The sequence below is a fragment of the Acrocarpospora phusangensis genome, assembly GCF_016862995.1.
GTDB lineage: Bacteria > Actinomycetota > Actinomycetes > Streptosporangiales > Streptosporangiaceae > Acrocarpospora > Acrocarpospora phusangensis.
The window spans coordinates 1-26,913 of record NZ_BOOA01000092.1 but is presented as its reverse complement, the minus strand read 5'-3'; the positions used below and the strand labels follow the sequence as shown (position 1 = coordinate 26,913).

The 26,913-nt window shown below is 68.5% G+C and carries 23 protein-coding genes; 16 read left to right on the top strand and 7 right to left on the bottom strand.

Going from position 1 to position 26,913, the window contains the following annotated elements; translation table 11 throughout:
• Nucleotides 1-16 precede the first annotated feature (16 nt).
• From Aph01nite_RS35030 to Aph01nite_RS35010, 5 genes are all read left to right on the top strand, one after another.
• Entirely contained in the window at nt 17-211 is a 195-nt protein-coding gene (locus Aph01nite_RS35030) for an adenosylcobinamide-GDP ribazoletransferase (protein WP_275419334.1), read from the top strand.
• Between the two features lie 43 nt (nt 212-254).
• Nucleotides 255-1,775, top strand: coding sequence for a leucyl aminopeptidase (locus Aph01nite_RS35025; protein WP_204045351.1), 1,521 nt, complete (start codon nt 255-257; stop codon nt 1,773-1,775).
• An 84-nt stretch (nt 1,776-1,859) separates the two neighbouring features.
• Nucleotides 1,860-3,239 (top strand): dihydrolipoyl dehydrogenase, encoded by a 1,380-nt coding sequence (gene lpdA / locus Aph01nite_RS35020; RefSeq protein ID WP_204045350.1) that lies wholly within the window; start codon nt 1,860-1,862, stop codon nt 3,237-3,239.
• A 25-nt stretch (nt 3,240-3,264) separates the two neighbouring features.
• Nucleotides 3,265-4,725, top strand: a complete 1,461-nt coding sequence (gene sucB, locus Aph01nite_RS35015; protein WP_204045349.1) for a 2-oxoglutarate dehydrogenase, E2 component, dihydrolipoamide succinyltransferase — start codon at nt 3,265-3,267, stop codon at nt 4,723-4,725.
• A 145-nt stretch (nt 4,726-4,870) separates the two neighbouring features.
• On the top strand, nt 4,871-5,770 hold the full coding sequence (locus Aph01nite_RS35010; RefSeq protein WP_204045348.1) for a TIGR01777 family oxidoreductase: 900 nt from the start codon (nt 4,871-4,873) through the stop codon (nt 5,768-5,770).
• Here Aph01nite_RS35010 and Aph01nite_RS35005 read toward each other — a convergent pair.
• The gene (locus Aph01nite_RS35005) at nt 5,760-9,380 is read right to left on the bottom strand and encodes an NACHT domain-containing protein (RefSeq protein ID WP_204045347.1); all 3,621 of its coding nucleotides are present in this window, start codon (nt 9,378-9,380) and stop codon (nt 5,760-5,762) included. The two genes, Aph01nite_RS35010 and Aph01nite_RS35005, sit on opposite strands and share 11 nt — an antisense overlap.
• A gap of 223 nt (nt 9,381-9,603) precedes the next feature.
• Here Aph01nite_RS35005 and Aph01nite_RS35000 point away from each other — a divergent pair, with 223 nt between their 5' ends.
• From Aph01nite_RS35000 to Aph01nite_RS34975, 6 genes are read left to right on the top strand one after another with little or no spacing between them, the layout of a single operon-like run.
• Nucleotides 9,604-10,353, top strand: a complete 750-nt coding sequence (locus Aph01nite_RS35000) for a Type 1 glutamine amidotransferase-like domain-containing protein (RefSeq protein WP_204045346.1) — start codon at nt 9,604-9,606, stop codon at nt 10,351-10,353.
• Nucleotides 10,350-11,015, top strand: a complete 666-nt coding sequence (gene lipB, locus Aph01nite_RS34995) for a lipoyl(octanoyl) transferase LipB (protein ID WP_204045345.1) — start codon at nt 10,350-10,352, stop codon at nt 11,013-11,015. The genes Aph01nite_RS35000 and lipB overlap by 4 nt, the downstream gene beginning before the upstream one ends.
• Before the next feature lie 32 nt (nt 11,016-11,047).
• Nucleotides 11,048-12,022 carry a M48 family metalloprotease gene (locus tag Aph01nite_RS34990; RefSeq protein ID WP_204045344.1) on the top strand — a complete coding sequence of 325 codons (975 nt, stop codon included), beginning with the start codon at nt 11,048-11,050 and terminating at the stop codon, nt 12,020-12,022.
• Nucleotides 12,023-12,043: 21 nt separating this feature from the next.
• Nucleotides 12,044-12,979 carry a lipoyl synthase gene (gene lipA / locus Aph01nite_RS34985; RefSeq protein WP_204045343.1) on the top strand — a complete coding sequence of 312 codons (936 nt, stop codon included), beginning with the start codon at nt 12,044-12,046 and terminating at the stop codon, nt 12,977-12,979.
• A 43-nt stretch (nt 12,980-13,022) separates the two neighbouring features.
• Entirely contained in the window at nt 13,023-13,709 is a 687-nt protein-coding gene (locus Aph01nite_RS34980; RefSeq protein WP_204045342.1) for a DUF4191 domain-containing protein, read from the top strand.
• Between the two features lie 3 nt (nt 13,710-13,712).
• On the top strand, nt 13,713-14,501 hold the full coding sequence (locus Aph01nite_RS34975; RefSeq protein WP_204045341.1) for a class I SAM-dependent methyltransferase: 789 nt from the start codon (nt 13,713-13,715) through the stop codon (nt 14,499-14,501).
• Here Aph01nite_RS34975 and Aph01nite_RS34970 read toward each other — a convergent pair.
• The gene (locus Aph01nite_RS34970; protein ID WP_204045340.1) at nt 14,491-14,952 is read right to left on the bottom strand and encodes an RDD family protein; all 462 of its coding nucleotides are present in this window, start codon (nt 14,950-14,952) and stop codon (nt 14,491-14,493) included. The genes Aph01nite_RS34975 and Aph01nite_RS34970 overlap by 11 nt on opposite strands.
• A gap of 234 nt (nt 14,953-15,186) precedes the next feature.
• Between Aph01nite_RS34970 and glnA the strand changes: the two genes are divergently transcribed.
• Nucleotides 15,187-16,611, top strand: a complete 1,425-nt coding sequence (glnA, locus tag Aph01nite_RS34965; protein WP_204045339.1) for a type I glutamate--ammonia ligase — start codon at nt 15,187-15,189, stop codon at nt 16,609-16,611.
• A gap of 232 nt (nt 16,612-16,843) precedes the next feature.
• Nucleotides 16,844-17,110, top strand: a complete 267-nt coding sequence (locus Aph01nite_RS34960; protein ID WP_204045338.1) for a hypothetical protein — start codon at nt 16,844-16,846, stop codon at nt 17,108-17,110.
• A 207-nt stretch (nt 17,111-17,317) separates the two neighbouring features.
• Here Aph01nite_RS34960 and Aph01nite_RS34955 read toward each other — a convergent pair whose 3' ends face one another.
• The 3 genes from Aph01nite_RS34955 to Aph01nite_RS34945 form a co-directional block, all read right to left on the bottom strand.
• Nucleotides 17,318-17,659: a YciI family protein gene (locus tag Aph01nite_RS34955; protein ID WP_204045337.1), complete on the bottom strand. Its 342-nt coding sequence runs from the start codon at nt 17,657-17,659 to the stop codon at nt 17,318-17,320.
• Nucleotides 17,660-17,873: 214 nt separating this feature from the next.
• Nucleotides 17,874-19,031, bottom strand: coding sequence for a tetratricopeptide repeat protein (locus Aph01nite_RS34950; protein ID WP_204045336.1), 1,158 nt, complete (start codon nt 19,029-19,031; stop codon nt 17,874-17,876).
• A gap of 136 nt (nt 19,032-19,167) precedes the next feature.
• Nucleotides 19,168-19,866, bottom strand: a complete 699-nt coding sequence (locus tag Aph01nite_RS34945) for a TetR/AcrR family transcriptional regulator (protein ID WP_204045335.1) — start codon at nt 19,864-19,866, stop codon at nt 19,168-19,170.
• 124 nt (nt 19,867-19,990) lie between these two features.
• On the opposite strand from Aph01nite_RS34945, the gene Aph01nite_RS34940 reads away from it, so the two are divergent.
• Nucleotides 19,991-20,725: an SDR family oxidoreductase gene (locus tag Aph01nite_RS34940; RefSeq protein WP_204045334.1), complete on the top strand. Its 735-nt coding sequence runs from the start codon at nt 19,991-19,993 to the stop codon at nt 20,723-20,725.
• A gap of 186 nt (nt 20,726-20,911) precedes the next feature.
• Here Aph01nite_RS34940 and Aph01nite_RS34935 read toward each other — a convergent pair whose 3' ends face one another.
• Together Aph01nite_RS34935 and Aph01nite_RS34930 are read right to left on the bottom strand one after the other, a co-directional pair.
• Entirely contained in the window at nt 20,912-22,168 is a 1,257-nt protein-coding gene (locus Aph01nite_RS34935) for a family 43 glycosylhydrolase (protein ID WP_204045333.1), read from the bottom strand.
• Nucleotides 22,169-22,489: 321 nt separating this feature from the next.
• The gene (locus tag Aph01nite_RS34930; protein ID WP_239162212.1) at nt 22,490-23,365 is read right to left on the bottom strand and encodes a maleylpyruvate isomerase N-terminal domain-containing protein; all 876 of its coding nucleotides are present in this window, start codon (nt 23,363-23,365) and stop codon (nt 22,490-22,492) included.
• 216 nt (nt 23,366-23,581) lie between these two features.
• Here Aph01nite_RS34930 and Aph01nite_RS34925 point away from each other — a divergent pair, with 216 nt between their 5' ends.
• Nucleotides 23,582-24,457 (top strand): hypothetical protein, encoded by an 876-nt coding sequence (locus tag Aph01nite_RS34925; RefSeq protein WP_204045332.1) that lies wholly within the window; start codon nt 23,582-23,584, stop codon nt 24,455-24,457.
• Nucleotides 24,458-25,575: 1,118 nt separating this feature from the next.
• The gene (locus Aph01nite_RS34920; RefSeq protein ID WP_204045331.1) at nt 25,576-26,637 is read left to right on the top strand and encodes a hypothetical protein; all 1,062 of its coding nucleotides are present in this window, start codon (nt 25,576-25,578) and stop codon (nt 26,635-26,637) included.
• Nucleotides 26,638-26,913: the final 276 nt, after the last annotated feature.

Sequence of the window (26,913 nt, the reverse complement as noted above, 5' to 3'; positions counted from 1 at the left end):
GGGCATCGCGGGTGGCATGACTGGTGGGGGCGTGGCAGGGAGTGCATGGGTTTGGCTTGTGGGGGCGGTGGGGGTGGGGTTGGTCGCGGCGTGGGTGGTGCGCAGGAGGGCGGTGCGGAGGCTTGGGGGGATCACGGGTGACGTGCTTGGATCGCTGGTGGAGGTGGCCACCACGACCGTGCTGGTCACCGCCGTAGCGCTGCCGATCTGACCGTCAGAGCCCCTCGGACGATTCGTAGGACGAACCCTCGTTTATGCGTACTGTGAAAGCCCAGCTAGCATCGGCTCACGTGACCACAGTGCGCGTCAATGCATCTGACACGGTCTCCATCGAGACCAGTGCTCTCGTTATCGGCATCCACGCTTCCCCGGACGGTCCACAGACCGCTCCCGGGGCCGACGGCCTCGATCAGGCGCTCGGCGGAAAGCTCGCCACCACGCTGATCGCGATGGGCTTCACGGGCAAGGCCGAGGAGATCGCCAAGTTCCCGACCTTCGGCGCCCTGCCGGCCCCGATCGTCGTCGCCGTCGGCCTGGGCGACGCCCCGGAGGGCGCCTACAACCCGGAGACGCTCCGCCGCGCCGCGGGCGCCGCCGCGCGCTCCCTGGCCGGCACCACGGAGGCCGTCTTCGCCCTGCCCGCCCCCACCGCCACCGAGGTGGAGGCCATCGCGCTCGGCGGCCTGCTCGGCGCGTACGCGTTCAGCAAGTATCAGACCAACGGCAGCAAGAAGACGCCGCTGGCCGAGATCGTGGTGCTGACCGGCGCCGACGGCGCGGACGCCGCCGCGGGACGCGCCGCCACGCTGGCCGAGTCGGTGAACCTGGTCCGCGACCTGGTGAACACCCCGCCGTCGGACCTGTGGCCGGCCAAGCTGGCCGACATCGCCGAGGAGACCGCGGGCAAGGCGGGCCTGTCGGTCGAGGTGCTGGACGAGGTCGCGCTGAAGGAGGCCGGCTACGGCGGCATCGTCGGCGTCGGCCAGGGTTCCACGAACCCGCCCCGCCTGGTCCGCGTCGCGTACGCGCACCCGGAGGCGGCCACCACGGTCGCGTACGTCGGCAAGGGCATCACGTTCGACTCGGGCGGCCTGTCGCTCAAGCCGGCCGCCAGCATGGACTGGATGAAGTCCGACATGGGCGGCGCGGCCGCCGTGCTGGGCGCGCTGCTCGCGGTGGCCAGGCTCGGTCTGAAGGTGAACGCGATCGGCTACCTGTGCCTGGCCGAGAACATGCCCTCCGGCAGCGCCCAGCGCCCCTCCGACGTGCTGCACACCTACAGCGGCAAGACCGTCGAGGTGCTGGACACCGACGCCGAGGGCCGCCTGGTGCTGATCGACGGGATCGCCCGCGCGGTGGAGGACAGCCCGGATCTGATCGTGGACGTGGCCACCCTGACCGGTGCGCAGATCGTCGCGCTCGGCTGGCGTACCTGCGGCGTCATGTCCAACGACGACGAGCTGCGGGCCGAGGTGGTCGGGCTGGCGCAGGCGGCGGGCGAGAACGCGTGGGGCATGCCGCTCCCCGAGGAGCTGCGCAAGGGCCTGGACTCGCCGGTCGCCGACATCGCCAATCTGCACCCGGAGCGCTGGGGCGGCATGCTGGCCGCCGGAATTTTCCTGCGTGAGTTCGTTCCTGACGGCGTTCGCTGGGCACACGTGGATATGGCGGGTCCCGCCTTCAACAAGGGCGAACCCCATGGCTACACACCGAAGGGCGGAACAGGCGCCCTCACGCGTACGTTGTTCGGGATCGCGGAGCGATACGCGCGGTAGCCCCGCGTCTGAACCACGATCATCGGTAACAAGTGAAAAGATGCCGTCACAACGGCACGTGAGAATTCATTAGGGAGCTTTCCAGTGGCTGATGGCAGCGGCCCCTTCGACATCGTCGTCCTAGGTGGCGGTAGCGGCGGTTACGCCTGTGCACTGCGGGCGGCCGAGCTCGGCAAGAGCGTGGCGCTGATCGAGAAAGGGAAGGTCGGCGGCACCTGCCTGCACAACGGGTGCATTCCCACGAAGGCGCTGCTGCACGCGGCGGAGCTGGCCGACCAGGCCCGTGAGGGTGAGGCGTTCGGGGTGAAGACCCGTTTCGACGGGATCGACGTGCCGGGCGTGCTCGCGTACAAGGACAAAGTGATCAACGGGCTCTGGAAGGGCCTGACCGGGTTGATCAAGAGCAAGAAGATCACCGTGATCGAGGGCGAGGGCCGGGTCACCGGGCCGAAGCAGGTCACCGTGAACGGGCAGGTCATCGAGGGCGAGAACCTCGTGCTGGCCACCGGCTCCGTGCCCAAGTCGCTGCCCGGCCTGGACATCGACGGCACCAAGGTCATCACCAGTGACCACGCCCTGGCGCTGGACCGGGTGCCCTCCTCCGTGGTGGTGCTCGGCGGCGGCGTCATCGGCGTGGAGTTCGCCAGCGTGTGGCGCTCCTTCGGCGCCGAGGTGACGATCGTGGAGGCGCTGCCCCACCTGCTCCCGCTGGAGGACGAGTCCAACAGCAAGCTGCTGGAGCGCGCCTTCCGGCGGCGCGGCATCAAGTACGAGCTGGGCGCGCGCTTCGACAGCGTCAAGACCACCGACACGGGCGTCGTGGTCTCGCTGGAGAACGGCAAGACGCTGGACGCCGAGCTCATGCTGGTGGCGGTCGGCCGCGGCCCCGTCTCGGCGGGCCTGGGCTTCGAGTCGATCGGCGTGACCGTGGACCGCGGCTACGTCCCGGTGGACGAGTTCTGCCGCACCAACGTCCCGGGTGTGTACGCGGTGGGCGACCTCATCCCCACCCTGCAGCTGGCCCACGTCGGCTTCGCCGAGGGCATCCTGGTGGCCGAGCACATCGCCGGCCTGAACCCGGTGGCGATCGACTACGACGGCGTGCCCCGGATCACGTACTCCGAGCCCGAGGTGGCCGCGGTCGGCATCAGCACCGCCCAGGCGCGTGAGCGCGGGTACGACGTGGTAGAGCTGACCTACAACCTGGCCGGCAACGGCCGGAGCAAGATCCTGCAGACCCAGGGCGAGGTCAAGGTCGTCGCCGAGCGCGACGGCCGGGTCCTCGGCGTGCACATGGTCGGCGGCCGGGTCGGCGAGCTCATCGCGGAGGCCCAGCTGATCTACAACTGGGAGGCGACGGCGGGTGACGTGGCCCAGCTCATCCACCCGCACCCGACCCAGTCCGAGGCCCTCGGCGAGGCCATGCTGGCGCTGGCCGGCAAGCCGCTGCACGTCCACAACTGACAAGCCCTCATAGGAAAGACACAACATGCCTGTCTCCGTAACCATGCCCCAGCTCGGCGAGAGCGTTACCGAGGGCACCGTCACCCGCTGGCTGAAGAAGGAGGGCGACCACGTCGAGGCCGACGAGCCGCTGCTCGAGGTCTCGACGGACAAGGTCGACACCGAGATCCCCTCGCCGTCCGCGGGCTACCTGACGAAGATCGTCGTGGCCGAGGACGAGACGGTGGAGGTCGGCGCCGAGCTGGCGGTCATCGACTCCGCCGGCGCGCCCGCCGCGACCGAGCCCGCCCCGGCGGCGGCTCCCGAGCCTGAGCCGGAGCCCGAGCCTGAGCCCGTGCAGGCCCCGGCCCCGCAGGCGGCGCCGCAGCCCCCGGTCTCGTCGATCCCGCAGCCCGCGCCGCAGGCCCCGGCCCCGCCGCAGCCCGCCCCGCAGCAGTTCCCCGAGCCGCCGCGTCCGGCGCCGCAGGCGTACACGCCGCCGGCGCCCGCCGAGCCGACGCCGCTGCCCGCGGGCGACAGCCCGTACGTGACGCCGCTGGTGCGCAAGCTGGCCAACGAGCACGGCGTGAACCTGGACGCGCTGTCCGGCACCGGGGTCGGCGGCCGGATCCGCAAGCAGGACGTCATCGAGGCGGCCCGGGTGCAGCGCGAGCAGGCCGCCGCCGCCCAGCAGGCCCAGGCTCCCGCGGCTCCGTCCGCGCCGTCCGCTCCGGCGCAGGCCGCGCCCGCCGCGGCTCCCGAGCCGGTCAAGGTGGACACCACGCTGCGCGGCAAGACCGAGAAGATGTCCCGGCTGCGCAAGGTCATCGCCGACCGCATGATGGAGTCGCTGCACACCACCGCGCAGCTCACCACCGTGGTCGAGGTCGACGTGACCCGGATCGCCAAGCTGCGCCAGCAGGCCAAGAGCGCGTTCGAGGCGCGGGAGGGCGTGAAGCTGTCGTTCATGCCCTTCTTCGCGCTGGCGGCGGTCGAGGCGCTGAAGGTGCATCCGAAGCTGAACGCGGTGATCAACGACGAGACCAGCGAGGTCACCTACCACGACGTCGAGAACCTCGGCATCGCGGTGGACACCGAGAAGGGTCTCATCGTGCCGGTGGTCAAGGGCGCGGGCGACCTCAACATCGCCGGCCTGGCCCGGAAGATCGCCGACGTGGCCGAGCGCACCAGGACCAACAAGATCAGCCCGGACGACCTGGCCGGCGGCACCTTCACGCTGACCAACACCGGCAGCCGCGGCGCCCTGTTCGACACGCCGATCCTGAACAAGCCGCAGGTCGGCATGCTCGGCACCGGCGCGGTCGTGAAGCGTCCGGTGGTCGTGGACACGCCCGAGGGCGAGGTCATCGCGGTCCGCTCGACGGTGTTCCTGGCGCTCACGTACGACCACCGCCTGGTGGACGGCGCGGACGCGGCCCGCTTCCTCACGACGGTCAAGCGCCGCCTGGAGGAAGGCCGCTTCGAGGGCCAGCTCGGCCTCGCCTGAAGCGTGTGAGGCCGCTGAGCCGGTGAGCCGGTGAGCGGCTGACGAACTGTTGACGAGCCCTCCGCCTGCGCATGGCGGAGGGCTCGTTCACATTTGAGGCGCAACCGAACGTGGTTCCGGCGGCGAAGGAACTACCGTGGGTCCTATGACGATCGTGGTGACGGGTTCCTCCGGTCTGCTGGGCTCGGCTCTGATCCGCGCGCTCACCGCCGACGGCCACCAGGTCCGCCGTCTGGTACGGCATCCGCCCGCCGCCCCCGACGAGGCGTTCTGGAACCCGGACGAGGGCATCCTGGACCCCGCGGTCTTCGAGGGCGCGGATGCCGTCGTGCATCTGGCCGGGGCCGGAATCGGCGACAAGCGGTGGACGGAGTCGTACAAGCGGACGGTGCTGGAGAGCCGGACGAAGGGGACGTCGGCCGTGGCGGCCGCCCTGTCCGGGATGGGCGCCCCGCCGCGTGTGCTGCTGTCGAGCTCCGCCGTGGGGTTCTACGGCGACACCGGGGACCGCGCGGTGGACGAGAAGGACCGGCAGGGTGAGGGCTTCCTGGCCGATGTGGTGGGTCAGTGGGAGGGCGCGACCGCGCGGGCCGAGGAGGCGGGCGTCCGGGTGGTACGGCTGCGTTCGGGCGTCGTGCTCAGCCGTCGCGGGGGCGCGCTGGCGAAGGTGCTGCCGATCTTCAGGATGGGGTTGGGGGCGCCGCTCGGGACGGGCCGCCAGTACTTCTCGTGGATCTCGCTCCACGACTGGGTGGACGCCGTCCGCTTCCTCCTGCAAAAGGACGAAATTTCGGGACCCGTCAATGTGACGTCGCCGGAGCCGGTCACCAACGCCGAATACACCAAGGCCCTCGGCGAAGCGCTGAATCGCACGACCCTGCCGATTCCGACTCCCGCCTTCGCGCTGCGCCTGGCGCTGGGCGGCTTCGCCGACGAGGGCGTGCTGATCGGCCAGCGCGTCATCCCGCGCGTGCTGCTGGACCACGGGCACCGCTTCAACGAACCCGACCTGCCCACCGCGCTGAAGTCCGCCCTCAACGAGTGAACGACCCGTCGGCCCGCTCCAGCAGGCCGTGGAAGGGGTTGTGCACACGCCGCCGGCGCCGCCAGATGTCGAGCGAGACGGCCGCGACGGCGGCGGCCCAGAGCGCCCCGGCGGCCAGCGTGACCGGCCAGCCGAACGACTGCTGGATCGGTGTTCCCGCCGCGACCAGCGTGACCCCGGACGTGACCAGGACGAACACCGCGCCCAGGTGGGTCGTGTCGAACGTGAAGTCCGTCCAGTCATCGATCGCGTCGAATCCGTCCATGATCGTGTCCAGCCACGTGAACTCCCGCCCCGTGTCGTCGAGGAGGACGCCGGAGCCGTAGATCGCGAGACCGCTGGTCAGGACGATGGAGACCCAGCCGTAACCGGTGCTTCCCCAGCCCAGCGGGGATCCCTGAATGGTGAGGACGGCCATGGCCAGCCCGCCACCGAACGAGACCAGCAGGACCACCGCGAACACGACGGTCGTGAGCCGTCCTGTCATCTCCGCCAGCACGGCGGCGAGCACGAGCACCGCCAGCAGCGCCACGCCCCCGGTGATCGTCCAGAGCGTGCCGAACAGGTGCAACGAGAGCACGACCCCGTTCAGGAGTGTCACCCCGGCTGCTCCGACCCCGATGCCGATGATCCCGCCGTCGTCAGCCAGGAAGACGTCCCACAGATCATCCACAATGCCGGGATCCCAATCGGCCTGGTCCATGAGCGTTCTCACCAGAACCAGCGCGCTCACGATGAGGCAGACTGTCGCTACTATCCCGAATTCGAGGGTTGCAGCGGACAGCCAGGCCGTCTCCGTGATGGCGCCCAGCGCACCGGCCAGCGCCAGCAGGAGCATGGGGACGAACAGGAGAGCCAGCGCCAGGATGTGGCCGCCGGCGTGAAAGTCCCTCGGGTCGCGGACCCGCCGCCAGTCGGCCCGGGTCAGCCGCCGCGAGGAGTTCACGTCCGTCGCGGTCATGACTGTGTGCCGGAACCCTTCGTCGAATCCCGCCATCATGGTCATGATCGGCGCGGGCACTCCGGAGGTCTCGAACCGCTGGTGGAGCACGCGCTGGTCATCCGGGTCCGGCGCTCGCCGCCGGCCGAAGATCTCCATCCAGAAGAGGAAATTCTCCCGGGGCCAATCCCTGCTCTCATCCCGCGCGGTGTAGGCGACCGCGGACAGCCGCAGATCGCCTTCGCTCGGCAGCGTCGAGTCGCCGAGCAAGGATTCGATCTCCCCGCTGAGCAGCCGCCAGACCTCCCTTTCGGCCGGCGTGCCGTGCTGCTCAAGGCCGGCGAAGTAGCTTCGCGCGTTGTTCAGGTCAGCGTTCTTCCCTGCTCCCTCCCGCCACTCGGACAAGCCCACCCCCGCGAGCGGGAGGGACAACCGGGCGTCCAGCGGGGGAAACGGGACGGGGATCTCCTCCAGGGTGCTGCTGATGAGGAGTTCGGCCACCTTCGTGATGAGTGCCGCCAGTTCGGGCGAGTCCTTCGAGAAGGGCGCCGCCACCCACTGAGTCTCCCGCGTGCGGGAGCGGACGGCGGATTTCAGGCTTTCCTCGATCGCGGCCACCTCGTCGCTGAGCGGCCAGCCACGGCCCGCGGCGGCTTCGGCCAGCGCGTCGGCCGTGTCCGGGCTGGACAGCAGGGAGGCGACCCACCAGGCAGCCCTGCGCGCGACCGGGGTCACCGTGAAGTACCGGAACTCGCTCGACCACTTGAGACTCACGGACGGCGTGCCGCCGGGGAGCAGCCTCCGCCTGTTCAGGACCTCCACGACCTGCCGCCCGTCGGAATCGAGGAGGTCGATGGGCAGATCGATGGAGCCGAGCAGGTTGGCCAGCGCCTCGGCGGCGTGGGGAGTGGCGATGGCGCCGAGGTCGTCCACCGCGTCGAGGGACCCGTTGAGCGCGCGCTCGTGCAGCGTACGGACCGCGAGATCGCCCATCTCCACGAGCGCCCTCCGCACCCCCGGCACATCCGCCGCGAACTCCACCAGCACCGCGGCGGCCTCGGGTAACCGCGTGGCGGCCAAGGCCAGGATGGCGTCCCCGCGCCATACGTCCGCGGCGTCCCTGGCGATGGCGACGAGCGCGTCGAACACCCGCCGCCCGCGTGGCCGCCGGTCCCCCGCGACCGCGCCGAACGCGGCCACCAGCGCACTGTCCCCCTGGCCCAGCTCGCCCAGGCTCCGCTCCACGAGCTTCCAGGCGAACGCCTCGTCCACGTGCACGGTGTCGCCGAGGCATTCGAAGGCGAGCAGCGGATCCAGCTCGTCCACCCGGCGCAGCGCCGCGGTGGCGTCGGCGTCGGCGAGCCCGAACCAGAGCTTGACGGGCTCCCGCCACGCCTCGGGGTCGCGGGCCAGCCGCTCGGTCAGCGACTCGGGGTCGGCGGCGAGCGCCCTCGCGGCGAAGAACTCCTGGAGCGTGGTGTGCGGGAACTGCAGCCGCTCGCCCCGGTCGATGCGCAGGATCAGCTCGCTGCGTTCCCGCAGTTCCTCCAGCAGCCCGGCCGCCTCGTCGGAGGGCAGGTTGAGCTCGCGTTCCAGCAGCTCCGCCACGTCGGCCAGCACCGTGAGGAACGGCAGCGACCGCCGGTCCGCCGTGCCGCGGTGCGCTTCCTGGAGGCGTAGCGCGATGTGCTGGAGGATCGCCTTCTTGTGCGGCCGCCGATCGATGCGCCCCGACTTGTGGCGGAGCATGAAGTCGGTGGCTTCCTCGTAGAAGCTGGCCCGCGAGTTGGGCAGCTTGAAGTTCTCCCGCGCCTCGTCGGCCGTGTACAGCGAGGCGATCATGGTCAGTAGCAGCGGGTTGGCGGCCAGCCGCTGGATGTTGGGGGCTCGGTGCAGGGCGTCCATGAGCTGGCCGACGCCCTCGGGCGGCATGCCCGGCCAGGCCCGCAGGAACCGGCGGATCTGCGCCTCGGCGAACTGCGCCACCCGGGCGGTCTGGTCGAACCGGTCGTCGAGCTGGCCGTCGTAGATGGCCGTACGGCAGGAGACCACGACGCCGCAGGACGCGTACCGGGCGGCGAAGTCGTTCAGCATGCCGATCACCCGGCCGCGTTCGCCGGAGGTCACCTCGTCGAGGCCGTCGAAGAGCAGCCGCAGCCGGCCCTTCTCCAGGGAGCGGGTGACGAAGCGGGGGGACGGCGCGGGCATGCGGCCGTCCCGGAGTGCCTGCCGGACGTGGGTCTCCAGGGGTTCGGTGTTGTCGCTGCACCGGCTCAGCTCGACCAGGACCGGCACCTGCGCGCCGTCCCAGCCGCTGGTGACGCCGTCGGCCCAGAGCAGCATCGAGTTCCTGAGCAGCAGGGACTTGCCCGCGCCCGGTTCGCCGAGCACGACCGTCCGCCGGCTGGACTCGATGACGCTCTCCGAGGTGCGTTCCTCGTCGCGTACGCGCAGGCGGATGGGGATGTAGTTGTCCCGCATCGGCACCTGGAGGTTGTCGGCCGAGAACGGCACCCGGAACCGTTCCTGGGCGCCCCGGACGCCGGCCCGGTAGAGCCGTACGCCGAAACGCAGGCGCCAGCGGTCGGAGAGGCTGCCGGCGAAGGCGGCCACGAGCCAGCCCACGGCGGCGCCGAGGTATTTCTTGATCTCGTCGTAGAATGATTTCACGATAAATCCGGCAATCATTCCCGCGCATAACAGGAGAAAACCGCCGAAGCGGTCAAAGAATGAGGCCACCGGCCCTCCGGGACGTCCGCCACTCCCCGAGACGACACACCCATTATCCTCGCCAAACGGCCGAACTACCCCTCTTCCGGGATACCAGCGCGAGCACCCTCAGCCGGGTCGTAGGCTTGGGCACTCTTCTTTCTTTCTGACACAGGAGTGGACAATGGGACGGGTTGGGCAGTCGCACATTGTGGCGATCGGGGGCGGTTCGTTCCGGCCGACCGACCGGTACGGCATCTTCGAGGCGACGCCGCTGCTCCGCTACGTGCTGGACCTGACCGGCCAGGACCGCCCGAAGGTGGGCCTGCTGGCGACCGCCTCCGGCGACGCCGACGACTGGCTGCTCAAGATGTACGGCGCGTTCCGCGACTGGGACGTGGAGCTCAGCCACCTGAGCGTCTTCCCGATGCCCAACATCCCCGACCCGCGCGGCTGGATCCTGGACCAGGACGCCATCTACGTGAGCGGCGGCAGCGTGGCCAACCTGATGGCGCTGTGGCGGCTGCACGGCCTGGACGAGGCGCTGGAGCAGGCGTGGCGGTCGGGCGTGGTGCTGGCGGGCCAGAGCGCGGGCGCGCTCTGCTGGCACGTGGGCGGGAACACCGACTCGTTCGGGCCGGTGCTGCGGCCGTGGGCGGAGGGCATGGGGCTGCTGCCGTACTCGTGCGGGGTGCACTACGACTCCGACGAGCAGCGGCGCACGCTGCTGCACCAGTCGGTGGCCTCCGGCGAGCTCCCGGACGGGTACGCGGCCGACGAGGGCGTCGCCCTGCACTACGTGGGCACCGAGTTCATCCAGGCGGTCAGCATCGAGCCGGACGGATACGCGTACCGGATCGAGAGAGATGGGGCGGGTGGGGTGAAGGAGTTCCGTATCGAACCCCGGCAACTCGCGTCTACCCTGGACACGTGAGTGGGCTGGCTGTCGTCCGACTTGGTGTCGATGTTCCGTACGAGCAGGCGTGGGCGTTGCAGCGCCTCGCGCACGCCCGGCGGGTGCGCGGCGAGCTGAGCGATCTGTGCCTGCTGCTGGAGCACGCGCCCGTGTACACGGCGGGCAAGCGGACCCGGCCGGAGGACCGGCCCAGCGACGGCACCCCGGTGATCGACGTGGACCGGGGCGGCAAGGTCACCTGGCATGGTCCCGGGCAGCTGGTCGGGTATCCGATCGTGGCGATCGGCGACGTGATTCCGTACGTGCGGATGCTTGAGGAAGTGCTCATCCAGGTCTGCGCCGACCTCGGGGTGGCCGCGGGCCGGGTGGACGGGCGGGCCGGGGTGTGGGTGCGCGGGGAGGCCGCGCACGGCGTGCCGGACCGCCGGCTGGGCGCGATCGGCATCCGGGTCGCCAAGGGCGTCACCATGCACGGTTTCGCGCTGAACTGCGCCAACGACCTGAGCTGGTACAACCGGATCATCCCGTGCGGCATCCCGGACGCGGGGGTGACCTCGCTGTCGGCCGAGACCGGCCGCCGCATCACGGTGGACGAGGTCATCCCGTATGCGGAGAAGCGGCTCGGGGAGGCGCTCGACGCGGAGACGTATGACATGTTCGAGGAGGATCTGCACGGCTAGTGTCACGAGGCCGATCCCGCCAAAATGACCCTATGTCCACCAGATTGGCGGCTTATGTCGTCGCGATAGCCGTCCACGCGTTCACCCTCGCCTTCGCCGCTCTCGGCCTCTGGACCATCCTCCGCAACCCGGGGTTCCTCGTGTCCTGGCTGCTCGGCGGCGTCTTCCTCGGCATCGGCTTCATCCTCAGGCCCCGCGCCGCCCGCCTCTCCCCCGCCGTCGAGCTCCTCCCCCGCGAAACCGCCCCCAGCCTGTACGCCCTCGCCGCCCGGGTGGCCGAGGCGACCGGAGCGCCGCGCCCGAACACGATCGCCGTGGACGAGCAGGGCCTGGGCGCCGAACTGCGGCTGATCGGGCTGCGACGCGAACCCGTGCTGACCCTGGGGCTGCCCATCTGGCTGGCGCTCGCCCCCGCCCAGCGGGTGGCGCTGCTCGCGGTGGCCTGCGCGAACGCGCGCGCGGTGGACGGAGCGATCATCGAGGGCGCCCGGACGACGCTGGCCGAGCTGCGCTCCGCGCTGTTCGGGGCCGGGGAGAACTCCAGCCGGCAGCGGGCGCACGAGGACATGGCGCTGACGCTGGGCGCGTGGGCGCCGCACACCACGTACGAGTCGGCCAGCACGTTCGGCCGGATCATCGGCTGGGTGATCGGATGGCCGGCCATCGTGGCCGACTTCCTGCTCGACCGGCTCACCCGCGGCCACCTGGCCAGAGAACGCGCCCGGGCCCTGGAGACCGCGGAGCGCGTGGCGGGTCCCGGCGCACTGGCCGAGCTGTCCGAACTGATCTCCTCCCGGCGTTACCTCGCACCGCTCCAGGCGGCGGCGCTGCGCGGCGAGGACGTCTCGGTGATCAGGCGCGGCGCCCTGGACCGGGCGGCGTTACGCGAGCTGGCCGGGTCCGCGCCGATCGCCGCCACCGTCGAGGCGGACGAGTCCGACCGGATCGACGAGGAGCTGCGCCCGCGGTACACGCGCATGCTGAGGGGCCTCGGTCTGCTCAGTTGAGCGCTGGCATAAGCTGGCAAGGTGAGCGTCGCACCTGAAGGCCGTAAACTCCTCCGCCTTGAAGTTCGCAACAGCCAGACCCCCATCGAGCGCAAACCCCCGTGGATCAAGACCAAGCTGAAGACCGGTCCCGAATACACGGAACTGAAGTCGCTGGTCCGGCGGGAAGGGCTGCACACGGTCTGCGAGGAAGCCGGCTGTCCCAACATCTACGAGTGCTGGGAGGACCGCGAGGCGACCTTCCTCATCGGCGGCGACCAGTGCACCCGGCGCTGTGACTTCTGCCAGATCGACACCGGCAAGCCCGCGGCGTACGACACGGACGAGCCGCGCCGGGTCGCCGAGTCGGTCCAGCAGATGGGCCTGCGCTACGCGACCGTCACCGGCGTCGCCCGCGACGACCTGCCCGACGGCGGCTCCTGGCTGTACGCGGAGACCGCCCGCCAGATCCACGAACTGCTGCCCGGCTGCGGCGTGGAGCTGCTGGTCCCCGACTTCAACGGCGACCGCGCCCAGCTGGAGGAGGTCTTCTCGGCCCGTCCCGAGGTGTTCGCGCACAACATCGAGACCGTGCCGAGGATCTTCAAGCGGATCCGGCCCGCGTTCCGCTACGAGCGCTCCCTCGGCGTGCTCACCATGGCCCGCGAGGCCGGTCTGGTCACCAAGTCCAACCTGATCCTGGGCATGGGCGAGGAGCGCGCGGAGATCGTGCAGGCCATGCGCGACCTGCACGAGGCGGGCTGCGACCTGCTGACGATCACCCAGTACCTGCGGCCGACGCCGCGCCACCATCCCGTGGAGCGCTGGGTGAAGCCCGAGGAGTTCGTGGAGCTCCAGCGGGAGGCCGAGGCCATCGGCTTCGCCGGCGTGCTCTCCGGGCCGCTGGTGCGCTCCTCCTACCGGGCGGGCAAGCTCTACCAGCAGGCGATCGAGCGCAGATCCGCCGTGCGAAGCTGATTCGTTTTCACGAATCGACCGCGGGATTTGTATCCTTCACGTCATGGCGAAAGACCCGGCGAGCCCAGGCCGCATCAAGCAAATCCGGATGATCGCGCAGATCATCAAAAAGGCCAACCCCAAGGGGATGCCGATCGTCTACGCGTCCGTCGTGGTCGTGGTGGCGCTCGCCGTCGTACTCGGCCTGCTGACGGACAGCCTCATCTACACGCTGCCCCTCGGCATCCCGGCGGCGCTGCTGGTCGGCATGATCATTTTCGGCCAGCTGGCCCAGCGGGCGCAGTACAAGATGCTGCACGGCCAGCCCGGCGCGACGTACGCGATCCTGCAGGGCATGCGCGGGAACTGGTATGTCGAGGAGAAGCCGGTCGCGGTCAACCGTGAGCAGGACCTGGTGTTCCGGGTGGTCGGCTATCCGGGCGTGATCCTGGTCTCCGAAGGCCCGGGCAACCGGGTGCAGCGCATGCTGGTGGCCGAGAAGAAGCGCGTCCAGCGGGTCGCGATCGACGTGCCCGTCTACGACGTCCAGTGCGGCGACGCCGAGGGGCAGGTGCCGATCGCCAAGCTCCAGCGGCACCTGATGAAGCTCCCCCGCAACCTCAAGAAGCCGGCCGTCTCCGAGGTCAACAACCGCATGCGCGCGCTGACCCCGTCCATCCCGCTGCCGAAGGGCCCGATGCCGAAGGGCGCGCGGCTCCCCAAGATGCCCAAAGCCCCCAAGGCCCGCTGATCCATGGCCAGGAAGCAGGTCTCCAGGACGGAGACCTCCCGGGCCAACCGCACCTGGTGGGACGGAGTCTCCGACGGCTACCAGGCCGAGCACGGCGCGTTCCTGCGCGACGACGGCTTCGTCTGGTGCCCGGAGGGGCTGGACGAGGCCGACGCCCGGCTGCTGGGCGACGTGCGCGGACGGCGTGTGCTCGAGGTCGGCGGCGGCGCCGGGCAGTGCGGCCGCTGGCTGGCCGGGCAGGGCGCCGAGGTCGTCGCGCTCGACCTGTCCTACCGGCAGCTCCAGCACGCGCGCCGCATCGACCAGGGCTCGCCCGCGCCGCTGCCGCTGGTCCAGGCCGACGCCGAGTACCTGCCGTTCCTGGACGCCTCCTTCGACCTGGCCTGCTCCGCCTTCGGCGCGCTGCCGTTCGTCGCGGACGCGGGCGCGGTCCTGGCCGAGACGCGGCGGGTGCTGCGGCCCGGCGGCCGGTTCGTCTTCGCGGTCAGCCATCCCATCCGGTGGGCGTTCCCCGACGACCCGGGGCCGCGCGGCCTGACCGCCGACCGGTCCTACTTCGACCGCGTGCCGTACGTGGAGTTCGAGGACGGCGAGGACGGCCCGGTCTCGTACGTGGAGCACCACCGCACGCTGGGCGACTGGGTCGGACTCATCTCCGGTGCCGGACTCGTCCTGGTCACGCTGACCGAGCCCGAATGGCCCCAGGGCCACACCCGCGACTGGGGCGGCTGGAGCCCGCTGCGGGGCCGCCACCTCCCCGGCACGGCCATCTTCAGCTGCGTCAGATCCTGACCGCGATCGTCCCCGCCGCCCTGTCGTGCAGCCCCCGCTGATCCCGATCCCAGATCAGGGCCGGTACGGCCAGGCACAGCAGCAGCGTCCGCACCAGCACCGCGAACAGCCCCGGCTGGGAGCCGTCCAGGTTGGCGATCCGGAATTTGAACAGGCGCATGCCCAGGGTCATGCCGAGCGTGCCGACCAGCAGCACGTACGCGGCGGCGAACACGGCCATGCCGATCCAGGAGGCGTCCTGCGGTCCGGCCTGGAACACGCCGCGCGCGATCGCCCACGTGCAGATCAGCCAGTCGACCAGGATCGCGCCGATCCGGCGGCCGAACCCGGCGACCGCGCCCGGACCCTCCTTCGGCAGGCCCAGGCGCTCCCCCGGGTAACCTAGGTCGATACCCGCCGATCGGGTGCCACCCAGCCAGGTCTGCGTCCACCGGGGCTGCCGTTCGCTCATACGGTCCACGGTATCGGCAGGGGTGGGCGGTCCGGTGCCGGGCCGTACCGGACGGGGAAATTCTCGGTCAAAGGTCCACTGGGGACCGCCAACGTCGATGGCGTGACTTCCCCGTCACGGTTAGCGTTGGACCGTTGTTCCCTTAACACGTGCGAAACAAACGAGACATGGGGTGGAAACGCCCCGGGCCTACTTTCAGTCTGCTAAGCCCATGCCCCTGGGAGGTTCGAGAGAGTGTTTAACTCCGCCGACGACGTCCTGAATTTCATCCGGGACGAAGGGGTGCAGTTCGTCGACGTCAGGTTCACCGACCTGCCGGGTACGACGCACCACTTCACATTCCCCGTGGAAAACTTTGGACAGAACGTCTTCACCGACGGCCTGATGTTCGACGGTTCGTCCATCCGTGGCTTCCAGGCCATTCACGAGTCGGACATGCTGCTCCTGCCCGACCCGACGACGGCCGTGATCGACCCGTTCCGCAAGCACAAGACGCTGAACATCAACTTCTTCGTGCACGACCCGCTCACCGGCGAGGCGTACAGCCGCGACCCGCGTAACGTCGCCCGCAAGGCCGAGGAATTCCTCAAGGGCACGGGTATCGCCGACACGGTCTACTTCGGACCCGAGGCCGAGTTCTACATCTTCGACGACGTGCGGTTCCAGACGAACCAGCACTCGAGTTTCTACTACATCGACTCGATCGAAGGCGCCTGGAACACCGGCACCGCCACGCAGGGCGGCAACCTCGGCTACAAGCCCCGCTACAAGGGCGGCTACTTCCCGGTCCCGCCGATGGACCACTTCACCGACCTCCGGTCGGAGATGGTCCGCCGTCTCATCGACGCCGGCATCGAGACCGAGATGCAGCACCACGAGGTCGGCACCGCCGGCCAGGCCGAGATCGACTTCAAGTTCGGCACGCTGCTGCAGACCGCCGACAAGCTGATGCTCTACAAGTACATCATCAAGAGCACCGCGCTGGAGTTCGGCCACACGGTCACCTTCATGCCGAAGCCGATCTTCGGCGACAACGGCTCGGGCATGCACTGCCACCAGTCGCTCTGGAAGGACGGCGAGCCGCTCTTCTACGACGAGGTCGGCTACGCGGGCCTGTCCGACATCGCCCGCTACTACATCGGCGGCCTGCTCAAGCACGCGCCCTCGCTGCTGGCGTTCACCAACCCGACGGTGAACTCCTACCACCGCCTGGTGCCCGGCTACGAGGCTCCGGTGAACCTCGTGTACTCGCAGCGCAACCGTTCGGCCTGCGTGCGCATCCCGATCACCGGCTCCAACCCGAAGGCCAAGCGGCTGGAGTTCCGGGTTCCGGACCCGTCGTGCAACCCGTACTTCGCGTTCGCGGCCCAGCTGATGGCGGGCATCGACGGCATCCGCAACAAGATCGAGCCGCCGGAGCCGGTCGACAAGGACCTCTACGAGCTTCCGCCCGAGGAGGCCCGCCAGGTCCCGCAGGTCCCCGGCTCGCTGTCCGCGGTCCTGGACGCTCTTGAGGCCGACCACGACTACCTGCTCGAAGGCGGCGTCTTCACGCCCGACCTGATCGAGACGTGGATCGAGTACAAGCGCACCCAGGAAATCGACCCGATCCGGCTGCGTCCGCATCCGCACGAGTTCGAGTTGTATTACGACGTGTAAAACGGCGGGGTTTCCCGGCCTCGGCGATCTTCCCGAAACGGGCGCCGACCTGGGAAACCCGTGTCGTTGGTTGTCGTTGTTCGTAATCACTGAACAACGTCAACCGGAACAGACGGCCCGGCATCGATCTCGATGCCGGGCCGTTTCCGTTGTGGCGGGATCAACCTGAGCCCGGTGTAGGCGTACGCTTCGAACCTTCCTGTGCGCCCGGAGTCGGTGGATGATGGTGGTCATGAGCGACGTCGAGGACGTGTGGGCTCGCATTCTGACTTACGCCGGCCAGGAGTTCCGCACCGTGACGGGCCTGCCCTTCACCTATGAGGTGCCGGGCAACTACCTTCGCGTCAGCCGGACGAACCGGAATCTCTCGCGCGCCAACTTTGAGAAGGCGATCGAACTGATGCCGGCTGAGGGGCCTGGCGAGCTTCGGGGCCGACAGGGTGCGTCGTATACGTGGGCAATCCTGATGGACTCGCGGATACGCGCAGACGGCTGGTAGTGAATCTCCTGCCAATCCCCGAAGACCGTCAATGCCACAGCGGTCATAGCAGGGCCGATGAGGCTTTCCTCTTCTCGATCATGTGACACTCAATGTGCGATGAGCGATAACCGTCGGGAGAACAGGTCCTCGACCGTCGCCAGATACAGCCTGCCCTCATCAGTGTCGATCACAGTCACATCCCCACACCTGCGACGGTGAGGCCCGTCAGCTGGCGGGGTCGTACTGGAACGCGCGGACCTCCTGCGCGCATCGGCACGCGACCGCGATCTTCGCGGCCCACTCCAGTGCCGCCTCGCGGGACGGCAGTTCCAGCACCGTGTAGCCGCCTTCGAGCTGCCGCGTCTGTGGGTATGTGCCCTCGATCACGGTCCCATCCCCATCCACCATGACGGGCGGAACGCTTTCGTCGATGCCACCGCCGAACACCCAGACGCCGGCGTCCTTCGCCTCCTGCACCACAGCGTGCGCCGCATCCGAAACCGCCTGCAGATCCTCGTCGGGAAAGACCATGGCGCCGCTCGGGAACGAGATCAGGTACTTCGTCATCGTGTCGGCTCCTTCTTCGTGCTTCAGAGATCGCACCCATCCTCGCCGACGCCTCACACCTTCGGACACCTGGGTCGAGGCGATGATCGTCTCGGATCGAAGGCCCGCAGGAAGGTCCTGGACCTCGCCGCGGGCTATCGCATCGTGGGCTCCAGCTGATCACGCCGACCAGAGCGGGATCCCGATCGCCGCGTCGCCGCACACGACTACCGCACTAGCTGGGAAGGCGACCCATGTTGCTCACCTTGATCATCGGCACAATCGCCGCCAGGATCCAGGCGAAGTGGAGGACGGTGACCGCGATCCAGAAGCCTTCATTCATCACCTGGGCGGCCGCCATGATGATGGTTGTCACCATGAGGCCGCCGGTGATCAGCAAGTAGACGCACAGCGTCAGGCTGGCAGTGAGAAACCGCCGGGGCTGTCCGGGGCCGAGCCACCAGCGCAGGGCCGGCCAGAGGAAGAGGCTCAGCGCGGCGACGACGGCGGCCGCGGCGGCCACCGCCCCGGGATGGGGCGGTACCTTCTCATCCAGCACGGCGACGCCGAGCCACGTCGTGACCAAGAACGGCAGAAAACAGAGCCAGGCCGCGAAATTCGTCGCCGAAACGGCGAGCTTGTCGGGGATCGTGACATGGAGTTCGCGAGACACCGCCCGCCGGCGCTGGATTGCGGGGCCGATCCTGTCGCCGCCGCGCCGTACCCTGATCGCCCGAAAAATCCCCCATCCGGCCATGCCTACCGCGACGACGATCAGGAGTCCCACCAGGCGGAACTCATCTCGCGGCCGATCGACTGCCATCAGGTCCTCGACTCTGTGGCCCAGCCACTTCAGGACGGTGGACCCGTACATGAAGCCGAGGAACAGCACCACCACGAGCACTCCTTGGCGGATCGAGTCCCGGGGGAAACGCCTCTCCACCCGTTTCCCGGGCGTCGGCTGGGTTTCCGGTTCCCCGGGCGCCAGTTCGGCCGCCTTCGCGGCGTGGTATTCGGCCTCGACCATCAGGTTGCGCTTGGGGTGCGCGGCGTACGCGGCGGCCAGTTCCTCGTGGGCCATCCAGTTGCCGGGATCGACCTCCACCGCGCGCCGACCGTAGGCGATCGCCTGGGTGACGTCACCGAGGAGATGGAACAGCCTGGAGGCCGCGACGAGGTCGCGAGCTTCGAGGTCCGGGGTGACGATCATCGCCCGGTCGATCGCCTCGCGGGCGGCGCGAGGACTGCCCTCAAGGATGTGGACGTTGGCTAACAGAAGGATCGGGCCGGGATCATCTGGATATTCCGCTATCAGGTGGTCCAGCCGGGCGCGAGCCTCACCAAAGCGTTTCAAGTCGCACAGTTCTACGACAAAATCGTACTCATCTTCCATTTCCCCAGCTTAGCCAGAAGATCCTTTTGTGTGGGTTACACCACATTGGGTGTCGATGAACACATCTGTTCGGTTCGCAGGCACGATTCCCGTAGTAATGGGTTCGTCTGGCGGCCGTGGCGGGGCCGGGTGCCGGTCAGGTGAGGTTGACCGTTGTGAGGTTGACCATCGCCTGGTAGAGCTGTGCCTCGGTGAGCGGCGGTTCTGGTAGGGGATGCCGGGCGGCGCGGAAGCCGTCGATCATGATGTGCAGGTTGCGCCGCCACGCGTTGGGGGCGGCGCCTCTGGTCGCGTCGATGATGCGGCTGTTGGCCCAGACGAGGCTGATGATGTCGGCGTCGGTGATGTCGGGACGTACCACTCCGACCGTTTGACCGCGTTCGATCACCTTGGTGGCCAGTTCGCACAGCCGATCGTGCATCGCCTCGGTGGCCCGGCTGTGGGGGAACCGCATGGAGATGAAGTCGTTGAAGCCGCGGTCTCCGGCCTGCGTGGCGCACAGGGCTTCCAGGAATGCGCAGAACCCCTCCCACGGGTCATCCATGTGGAGCGCCGCCTCGGCGACCGCCATGAATTCCGACAGCTTCGGCTCGAACGCGGCGAGCAGGAGATCGATGCGGGTCGGGAAGTGCCGGTAGAGGGTTCCGATCGCCAGGCCCGCTTTCCGGGCGATCTGCTCCAGAGACGCGTCGACGCCGTGCTCGGCGAACGCGTCCTGCGCGAGACCGATGAGCAACTCGCGGTTGCGCCGGGCGTCCCGCCGGCGCGGCACGGCCACCGACCCGGGAGAGCCGACTCGAGCCTGATCGAGGTGACCGCCGTCGCTGTGCTCCATACCAGCGAGGTTACCAAAGTGAGAGCCCCCTCACCATTATAGTGAGGCACCCCTCATGATAGTGGTACAGTCGCCGAAGCTGAGGCATCCCTCACTATCGCTCCCCGATCGGAAGGCAACTGTCGTGTCCAAGCTCGAAGGAAAAGTCGCCGTCATCACCGGTGCGACTTCCGGCATGGCGCTGGCCACCGCCAAAGCGTTCGTCGCCGAAGGCGCCCACGTCTTCATCACCGGACGCCGCCAGGACAAGCTGGACGCCGCCGTGGCGCAACTTGGTCCCCACGTCACCGGAGTGCGGGCCGACTCAGCCGACCCAGCCGATCTCGACCGCCTCGCGGAGATCATCCGCGAAGAGAAGGGCCGGGCCGACATCCTGTTCGCCAGCGCGGGCCACGGCCTGCTGGACGAACCGCTGCCCGCGATCACCGAGAAGTCGTTCGACCAGGTCTTCGACATCAACGTGCGCGGCACCCTGTTCACCGTGCAGAAGCTGCTGCCGCTGCTGTCCAACGGCGCGTCCATCGTGCTCAACAGCAGCGCGGGCGCCAGCAAGGGCGTTCCCGGCAGCACGGTCTACCTGGCGAGCAAGGCCGCGCTGCGGTCGTTCGCGCGCACCTGGACGGCGGAACTGAAGGATCGTGACATCCGCGTGAACGTGATCAGCCCGGGACCGATCGACACCCCGGGGGTCCAGGACATCCCCGAGGCGACCAAGGACCTCATCACCTCGATGGTGCCGTTGGGCCGCTACGGAACTCCAGAGGAGATCGCCCGGGCCGTCCTGTTTCTCGCCTCGCCGGACTCCAGCTTCGTCGCCGGCACCGAACTGTTCGTCGACGGTGGAGTCGCGCAGGTCTGACCGGCCGCCCTGCCGGAATGTTTTATCACGGCCTGTACGAAGGTCGGGCGAACCGGGCATCATGGGAGGGAAGGGCAGGGGTCGGACCGGCCGAGGCCCGACCCCTGCGGGTGCGCCGTGGCCGACTGTCCCGATCGGCCTCGGCGTTCATGCGCCGGCGTCATCACTGCCGGCGAGCCCATGTGCTCAGTCGTCCCAGCAGTTGCCCACCCAACGACTGGACGAGGTGCTGCTCGTACGGGTGAGCTTGGGGATTGTTCCGTCCGCGTTGAAGCGGAAGCATTCGGCGTGCACCTTGCGCGTGTGCGGGCCGCCCGAGGCGCCGTCGTGGTAGAAGAACAGGTTGTTGCTGGAGTTGGGACCCCACGCCTGCACGATGCTGGCCTGGTTGGTCCACTCGGTACTACTGCCGCACATGATGATCCCCTTGTAGGTGTAGGGGCCCTCGATGTCGTCGGCCATGGCGTACGCGATGGCTTCGTTGGCGGTTCCGGGCTCGCCCATGGCCGTCGTGCACTGGGGCGGCGTGCTGGCCGGTTTCACCGCGAACATCAGGTAGTACTTGAGCCCGACGTTGCTCACGTACCGCTGGAAGAGTTCCGGGCCTTCGAAGTAGTAGTCGGAGTTGTTGTTGCAGCCCCTCAGGTTGGCGTTGCCGCCGCCGCCGGTGGGGACGCCGTTGAGGGTGAAGGGCCCCGGGGTGGCGGGGTTGATGGCGAAGTGCTTGGGCCAGCCGCTGTGCACGCTGTCCATCTCGAACGAGAGCTGGGCTATCGAGATCTTGCCGCAGTTGTTGAAATCGCCGTTGGCGTACGTCAGCCAGGGGAAGAGCGGCCCGTACGACATGGAGGGGTCACTGGCGTAGCCGCTGTTGGGGCCGGAGTCGAGGTTCAGCCTCCGCCGGTACGTGAAGGGGCCGAAGGGGGAGGTGGAGTCCGAGACGCCGATCCTCGACGAGGTGTGCACGTTCGAGCCGGAGACGTCCGGCACAAGCAGGAAGTACTTGCCGAGCGAGTTGTAGAAGGCGGTGGGGGCCCACAGATGCTTGGCGTTGGCGGGCACCCACGAGTACTGGCTCTCCTGGAAGACCACGCCTGGGACGCTGTCGACGGTGCTGCCCTTGGCCTGCCAGTTGCTCTGCGTGCCGGGGTTGGCGCCGAGCGGCAGGTAGTAGAGCCGGGTCTTGGTCATCGGGTACGGATTGTCGCCGTTGTAGTTCCAGCCGGACGGGCTGTCGTCACGGGAGGTGTAGAGGCAGATCCCGTTCTGGCCGGTGTTGTAGTCGTAGCAGAGCCAGGCGTTGGGGTCGGATGACTTGTCGGGAATGATCGGGTTGTTGGGCAGGACATCGGCGTAGGCCGCAGAGCCGGTGAAGACGGACGCCGCCAGGAGGACGACGAAACCCCCGAATAACCGGGACCGTGGGCGTCTCCGCTGTTTCATCTGCTGCTCCTGTCAGTAGATCCCATGGAGATGATCTTCAGACAGCATCGGCCTGGCGCCGGCGGCAACCCGTCTTGTAACAGTCCGTGTAGAAACCAGCACATGCAGTCTTATGAAAGTTGTTGGACGCAACATATGTCGCGCCGACTGCACTGACAAGATGTGTTTTGTTGCCTGCGGTAACAATTAGGAAACATGCACGGAGCGGTGGGGCCGAAATATTTCAGGACGTCCCATGTGGGGATCTCGGGACGACACCCTGAAAGATCATGGCAACCCGGCGAAAAGTTTCGAGGACTTGCGGCTCTCCGGCGCGGCTCGTTACCGGGGCGTGCCGGTCCGGGGATAGGAGTTCTCGGGGAGGTGGACGATCCTGAGGAACTCCGGAAGGCGCCAAAGGCGCGGGCCGCTGACCCGGACCTTGCCGGTCAAAGCGGCTCTGGCTTTGCTGACCCGGCCGAACAGCATCAGATTCAGGGTCGGCGGGTCGAACGTGATGCGGGCGTCAGCGCCGAGGCCGGTCTCCTCAAGAGTGACGCGGCGGTCTTTGAGGACCATGGTGACGGGAGTGGTGTGGGCGGAGTGGAACTCCACCGCGATCCGGCGGCCGGGTAGCTGGGGGCCGAGCAGTCCGCCCGCGTCCTGGCGGATCATTCCGATCAGGAAGAGCTCGAAGAACAGGGCGGCGTCCGCGGGCGGAAGTTCCCACGGGGATTTGAGAGCTCGGGCGATGTCCCAGCCGTGGCTGAGGAGTTCGTTGACCAGGTGGGCGAGCACGCCCGCGACGGGGACCCGGGAGCCGCCCAGCCAGGGGATGGGGGTCGCGGGGTCGGCGTGTTCCGTGGAGTCCAGGATCTGCCGGATGTCGCCGTCGAGGAGATCGTTGAGGACGCGGGTGTCCCGTTCGGGGAACTGGTCCAGAACGATGTCGTTGATCTCGGCGACGGTGTCCACCGTGGTGGTCTGGATGCGGTGTTCCACGTCGGGGAACGGGTGCGGGACCTCGTCCGGTTGGAGGATCGAGGTGTAGAGCGAGGCGATGGACCGTACGTGGGCGACCGTGTCGGCCACTGTCCAGTCCTTGGTCGCCATCGCCTGCGGGTCCGGCGCGGACGCGACGAGCGCCAGGAAGCGGTCTCCTGTCCGTCGCAGCGCATCCCGAGTGGCCTGCCACTGCCCGAGTGTGATCGTCCGCACCACGACGCACCTCCAGAACCGAGCTGGAACACCAGCAGATTAACAATCACCTTGCCATTCGGCTTTACTTAAAAGTGCGCAGTGATCATACATCTGGGGATTTGTCCTGGTCGGACTGAAGCTTTCAGGCGGGGTGTGCCTGTGGATGGGGAAGCGCTATCCACAGAATGCGGTTCGACGGCTTGGGGAGGGCTCTGGGGGTGGCACCTTGAGGGCGTGATCCTGCTGCCATTGCCCAAGGTTCTGACCGCTCGGTTTCTGGTTGTCGCGCCGGAGACGGGCTGGCGAGATTCCCCGGCGGTCGCGGTGTCCGACCTCACGATCGAAGAGGTGGGCCCGGGGGATCCTCGGGTCAGGGACGTGGCCGAGTTGCTGTGCTGTGGCGACTGTTCGCCCGGCCTCGGACCGTTGCTGCCGCTGTTGGAGACGTCCGGTCATCTGCTGGTGTCGTGCACCTCCGTACCGGGCTGGCCGATGACCCACCTGTGGGCCGGTGCCTCGGCCGCGGAAGCGCTCGTCTCCGCACGGGGAGGAACACCCCTCGATGCCGGTACGGCCCGGCCGCTCTCCCCCGCTCACAACCCGGAAAGGCTCCGGGAAGCTCGGTCTCGGGCAGTCCCGTCGCCCTATTTCAGCGACTTCGTAATAGCGCCCTGGATTCGCATCACCCAGGAAACCGCCGCCGCGGGCATCGCCCTCTCGACTCGTGGCCTGAACCGGCTCGGCCTCCCGGAACTCCGCGTCTTCGCCGTCGGCCAGGTCCACCTCGCCGTGTGGACCAACACGATCCACGGCCTCGCGCGGGCGCTCCTCACCCGCCAACTCGCCGGCATCACCGCCAACCCCGCACGCGCGAGCTATCTGCTCCCCGCCGAACTCACCGTCACCGCCGCCGACGTCGCGGCCGCCCTATCTCCGTCCGCTGGTCCCGCTGATGGCCTTGATGGGGACGTCGGCTCGGAAGGCGCATGCGTCTCGCAGGAGCCCTCGGGTGGAGGGGTGGGGTGGTGGCGGGAGGTCGGGCTTCGTTATGAGGTTCTGCGGGATGGGAGGCAGTACCTCAATGTTCAGGCGTTGGATGAGTTGGATTAGAGCGTTCTGGATGGTTTGGGGAGCTGATTTGTTGAAATTGTTGCGGGTGGGCGGGGGACGGTGTATCAACGACGCGGGTGATCACATTGGTTTCGTATTATGTCGACCTTGCCATAGGTCTCATTCTTGCGTTTCTGCTGCTGTCTCTTCTGGTCAGCGGGCTGAACGAAGGTGTTGTACGGCTGCTCGGGATCCGCAGCAAATTCCTGTGGGCCTATCTGCGTGACACGCTCGACGGTGGCGAGGTCGTGGAGAAGGTTCCCGCGGTTCTGCGGTGGCTGGACTCGCGGCTCAAGGGTTTCAGCCGGCTCAGCCGGAGGTTACGGAGCACGCTGGCCGATCTTCTGCCACCGCCGAAGATGATCCGCTCGCGCCTTCCCGCGACCCTGCTCGGGGTCTTCGCGAAACTCCCCTTCGGCAAGGACCCACGTCCGGCCTTCAGCCCGTATCCCGCTCCTGTCTACAGCCCTCCCCTGGCCGCTGCGCCCGATTCGGTCGTCGCGGCCGAGGTGAAGGCCGCAGCGGGGGCGGCGGCTGGGATGCCGGTGTCAGCGGAAACGCCGGTATCGGCGGGAGGTGGGTCCGCTGGAGGGCCGGGGTCGGGCAGTGCGACCGGGACACCGGAGTCCACGGGGACTTCGAGCTCGGCCGAAACGCCGGAATCAGCGGGGGCGTCCGGAATTCCCGTCACTAATGGAGCTCCGGACACCGGCAGGCAGACAGAGGCATCGTCGGCAGTGGAACCGGAAGGAGCCACGGGATCGGAAGAGGCGGCAGGATCTACCAGGCCTTCTGCATCGACCGGGTCGGCCGGATCAGACGGACCTGCGGGATCAGAGGGACTTGCGGAAGACGGACCTTCCGAATCAAGTGGACAGGCTGGATCAGGCGAACCCGCCGGATCAGATGGATCTGCTGGACCAACTGGACCCGCTGGAACGAGCGGACCTGCTGGACCAAGTGGACCCGCTGGACCAAGTGGATCAGGTGGGCCGGCGGGGACGGTGTCTCCGTCTGAGATCTTGATTGCTGGTCCGCCCGCTGACCTGGTTCCCGTTGCGTTTGACGACGCGAGTTCCTTGCAGGGAGCCGGGAGTAGTTTCAGCGACACGGTCGTCGTGGCGAGCGTCGATTCGGCGCATGGGGCGGAGCAGGCCGATCCTCGGGAGCATGGTGAGTCTCTTACGGATCTGCTGCACGAGCGCATCCAGGAGATCGACGAAGCCAAACACGGCAAGACGACCATCGCCGACATTCCGCCGTCGCGTTTCTCCGTGGCCCTACTCGAAATCGCGACTGATCGGGGCGGCGTCGAACCTCTCCTCGCCCAGCTCCAGAGGCTCAAGAGCCCGCTCTACCGCCCCCTGGCCGCCATCTGGGAGAAGTCCGGAGGAGTCCTTCCCGCCGCCGCGCCGGCCGCCCAGACGCTCACCCCGCCGGGATCCGCCGCGCAGGCCACACTCCCACAGGGAGCTTCCGCCTTCCTCGTGGGCGACCCCGTCCCAGGGGCGGCCACTCCTCCCGGTGCACCCGTCCCGGGGGCCGTGCCCGCTTCGGGCCAATCCGTCCCGGGGGCCGTGCCCGCATCGGGCCAACCTGTCTCCGGCGGCGCAGCCGTACCCAGCGAGCCCACCCCTCCGAACCCGGTCGACATGGAGGCCTTCCGCAAGGGCGTCGAAGACTGGTTCGACGGAGAGATGACGCGCCTCACCCTGCTCTACCGGAGGTACGTGCGCTGGGCGGTCGGCATTCTCAGCCTCCTGGTCACCCTCCTGTTCAGCATGGACGCCTTGGAGTACGGCAAGACCCTGCTCAACGACAACGCGTACCGGAGCGCGGTCGCGGCCTTCGCCGATCAAGGTGAGCAGGCTCTCGCCCCGATCAAGAGTCAGTGCGACCCCGGCCAGGACACCTACAGCTGCGTGACCGACGTCCTGAGCACGCCGGCCTTTGTCAAGATCTTCGCCCACGCCCCCGTCAGTGCCACCATTCCCCCGTCCGGCAGTCCTTCCTGGGCCTGGCGCGGCGGCGACTGGTGGGACCGCCTCCTCACCCCCAGCCACTGGCCGGGCTTCCTCCTCACCCTCGTCGCCCTCCTCTTCGGCGCTCCCTTCTGGTGGGACATGTTCCGCCGCGTAACCGGCCTCAAATCCCGCTCCACCACGTCCACCAGCAAATAGGCCCGACGACACCGGCTTCCACCACCAGCTAGGCACCAGAAGACAGGCCACCGAGGCCCGCGTGACCGTAATCTCGCGGGCCTCGGGCCCGGTCATGCTTGAGCCCTCCGTCAGAACGACCAGCCGCCAGGTTCCCGCCGTTACCCGGCGCCGTTGACGCAGGCGACGCTCCTCGCCGCACCGGCGCCAAGAGGGGAGCTGGTCCCACGGCGCCGGAAACGGCGAGACTCGCCAGCCTTTGGGTTGCTAGGTGCTCTAGGGGATCCCGGCGGTCAG

Excerpts from the sequence above, each read along its gene's own strand:
- Aph01nite_RS35030 (WP_275419334.1), top strand. The coding sequence starts at position 17 with ATGACTGGTGGGGGCGTGGCAGGGAGTGCATGGGTTTGGCTTGTGGGG.
- Aph01nite_RS35025 (WP_204045351.1), top strand. The coding sequence starts at position 255 with ATGCGTACTGTGAAAGCCCAGCTAGCATCGGCTCACGTGACCACAGTG.
- sucB (WP_204045349.1), top strand. The coding sequence starts at position 3,265 with ATGCCTGTCTCCGTAACCATGCCCCAGCTCGGCGAGAGCGTTACCGAG.
- Aph01nite_RS35010 (WP_204045348.1), top strand. The coding sequence starts at position 4,871 with ATGACGATCGTGGTGACGGGTTCCTCCGGTCTGCTGGGCTCGGCTCTG.
- Aph01nite_RS35000 (WP_204045346.1), top strand. The coding sequence starts at position 9,604 with ATGGGACGGGTTGGGCAGTCGCACATTGTGGCGATCGGGGGCGGTTCG.
- Aph01nite_RS34990 (WP_204045344.1), top strand. The coding sequence starts at position 11,048 with ATGTCCACCAGATTGGCGGCTTATGTCGTCGCGATAGCCGTCCACGCG.
- Aph01nite_RS34980 (WP_204045342.1), top strand. The coding sequence starts at position 13,023 with ATGGCGAAAGACCCGGCGAGCCCAGGCCGCATCAAGCAAATCCGGATG.
- Aph01nite_RS34975 (WP_204045341.1), top strand. The coding sequence starts at position 13,713 with ATGGCCAGGAAGCAGGTCTCCAGGACGGAGACCTCCCGGGCCAACCGC.
- Aph01nite_RS34970 (WP_204045340.1), bottom strand. The coding sequence starts at position 14,952 with ATGAGCGAACGGCAGCCCCGGTGGACGCAGACCTGGCTGGGTGGCACC.
- Aph01nite_RS34960 (WP_204045338.1), top strand. The coding sequence starts at position 16,844 with ATGAGCGACGTCGAGGACGTGTGGGCTCGCATTCTGACTTACGCCGGC.
- Aph01nite_RS34955 (WP_204045337.1), bottom strand. The coding sequence starts at position 17,659 with ATGACGAAGTACCTGATCTCGTTCCCGAGCGGCGCCATGGTCTTTCCC.
- Aph01nite_RS34950 (WP_204045336.1), bottom strand. The coding sequence starts at position 19,031 with ATGGAAGATGAGTACGATTTTGTCGTAGAACTGTGCGACTTGAAACGC.
- Aph01nite_RS34945 (WP_204045335.1), bottom strand. The coding sequence starts at position 19,866 with ATGGAGCACAGCGACGGCGGTCACCTCGATCAGGCTCGAGTCGGCTCT.
- Aph01nite_RS34935 (WP_204045333.1), bottom strand. The coding sequence starts at position 22,168 with ATGAAACAGCGGAGACGCCCACGGTCCCGGTTATTCGGGGGTTTCGTC.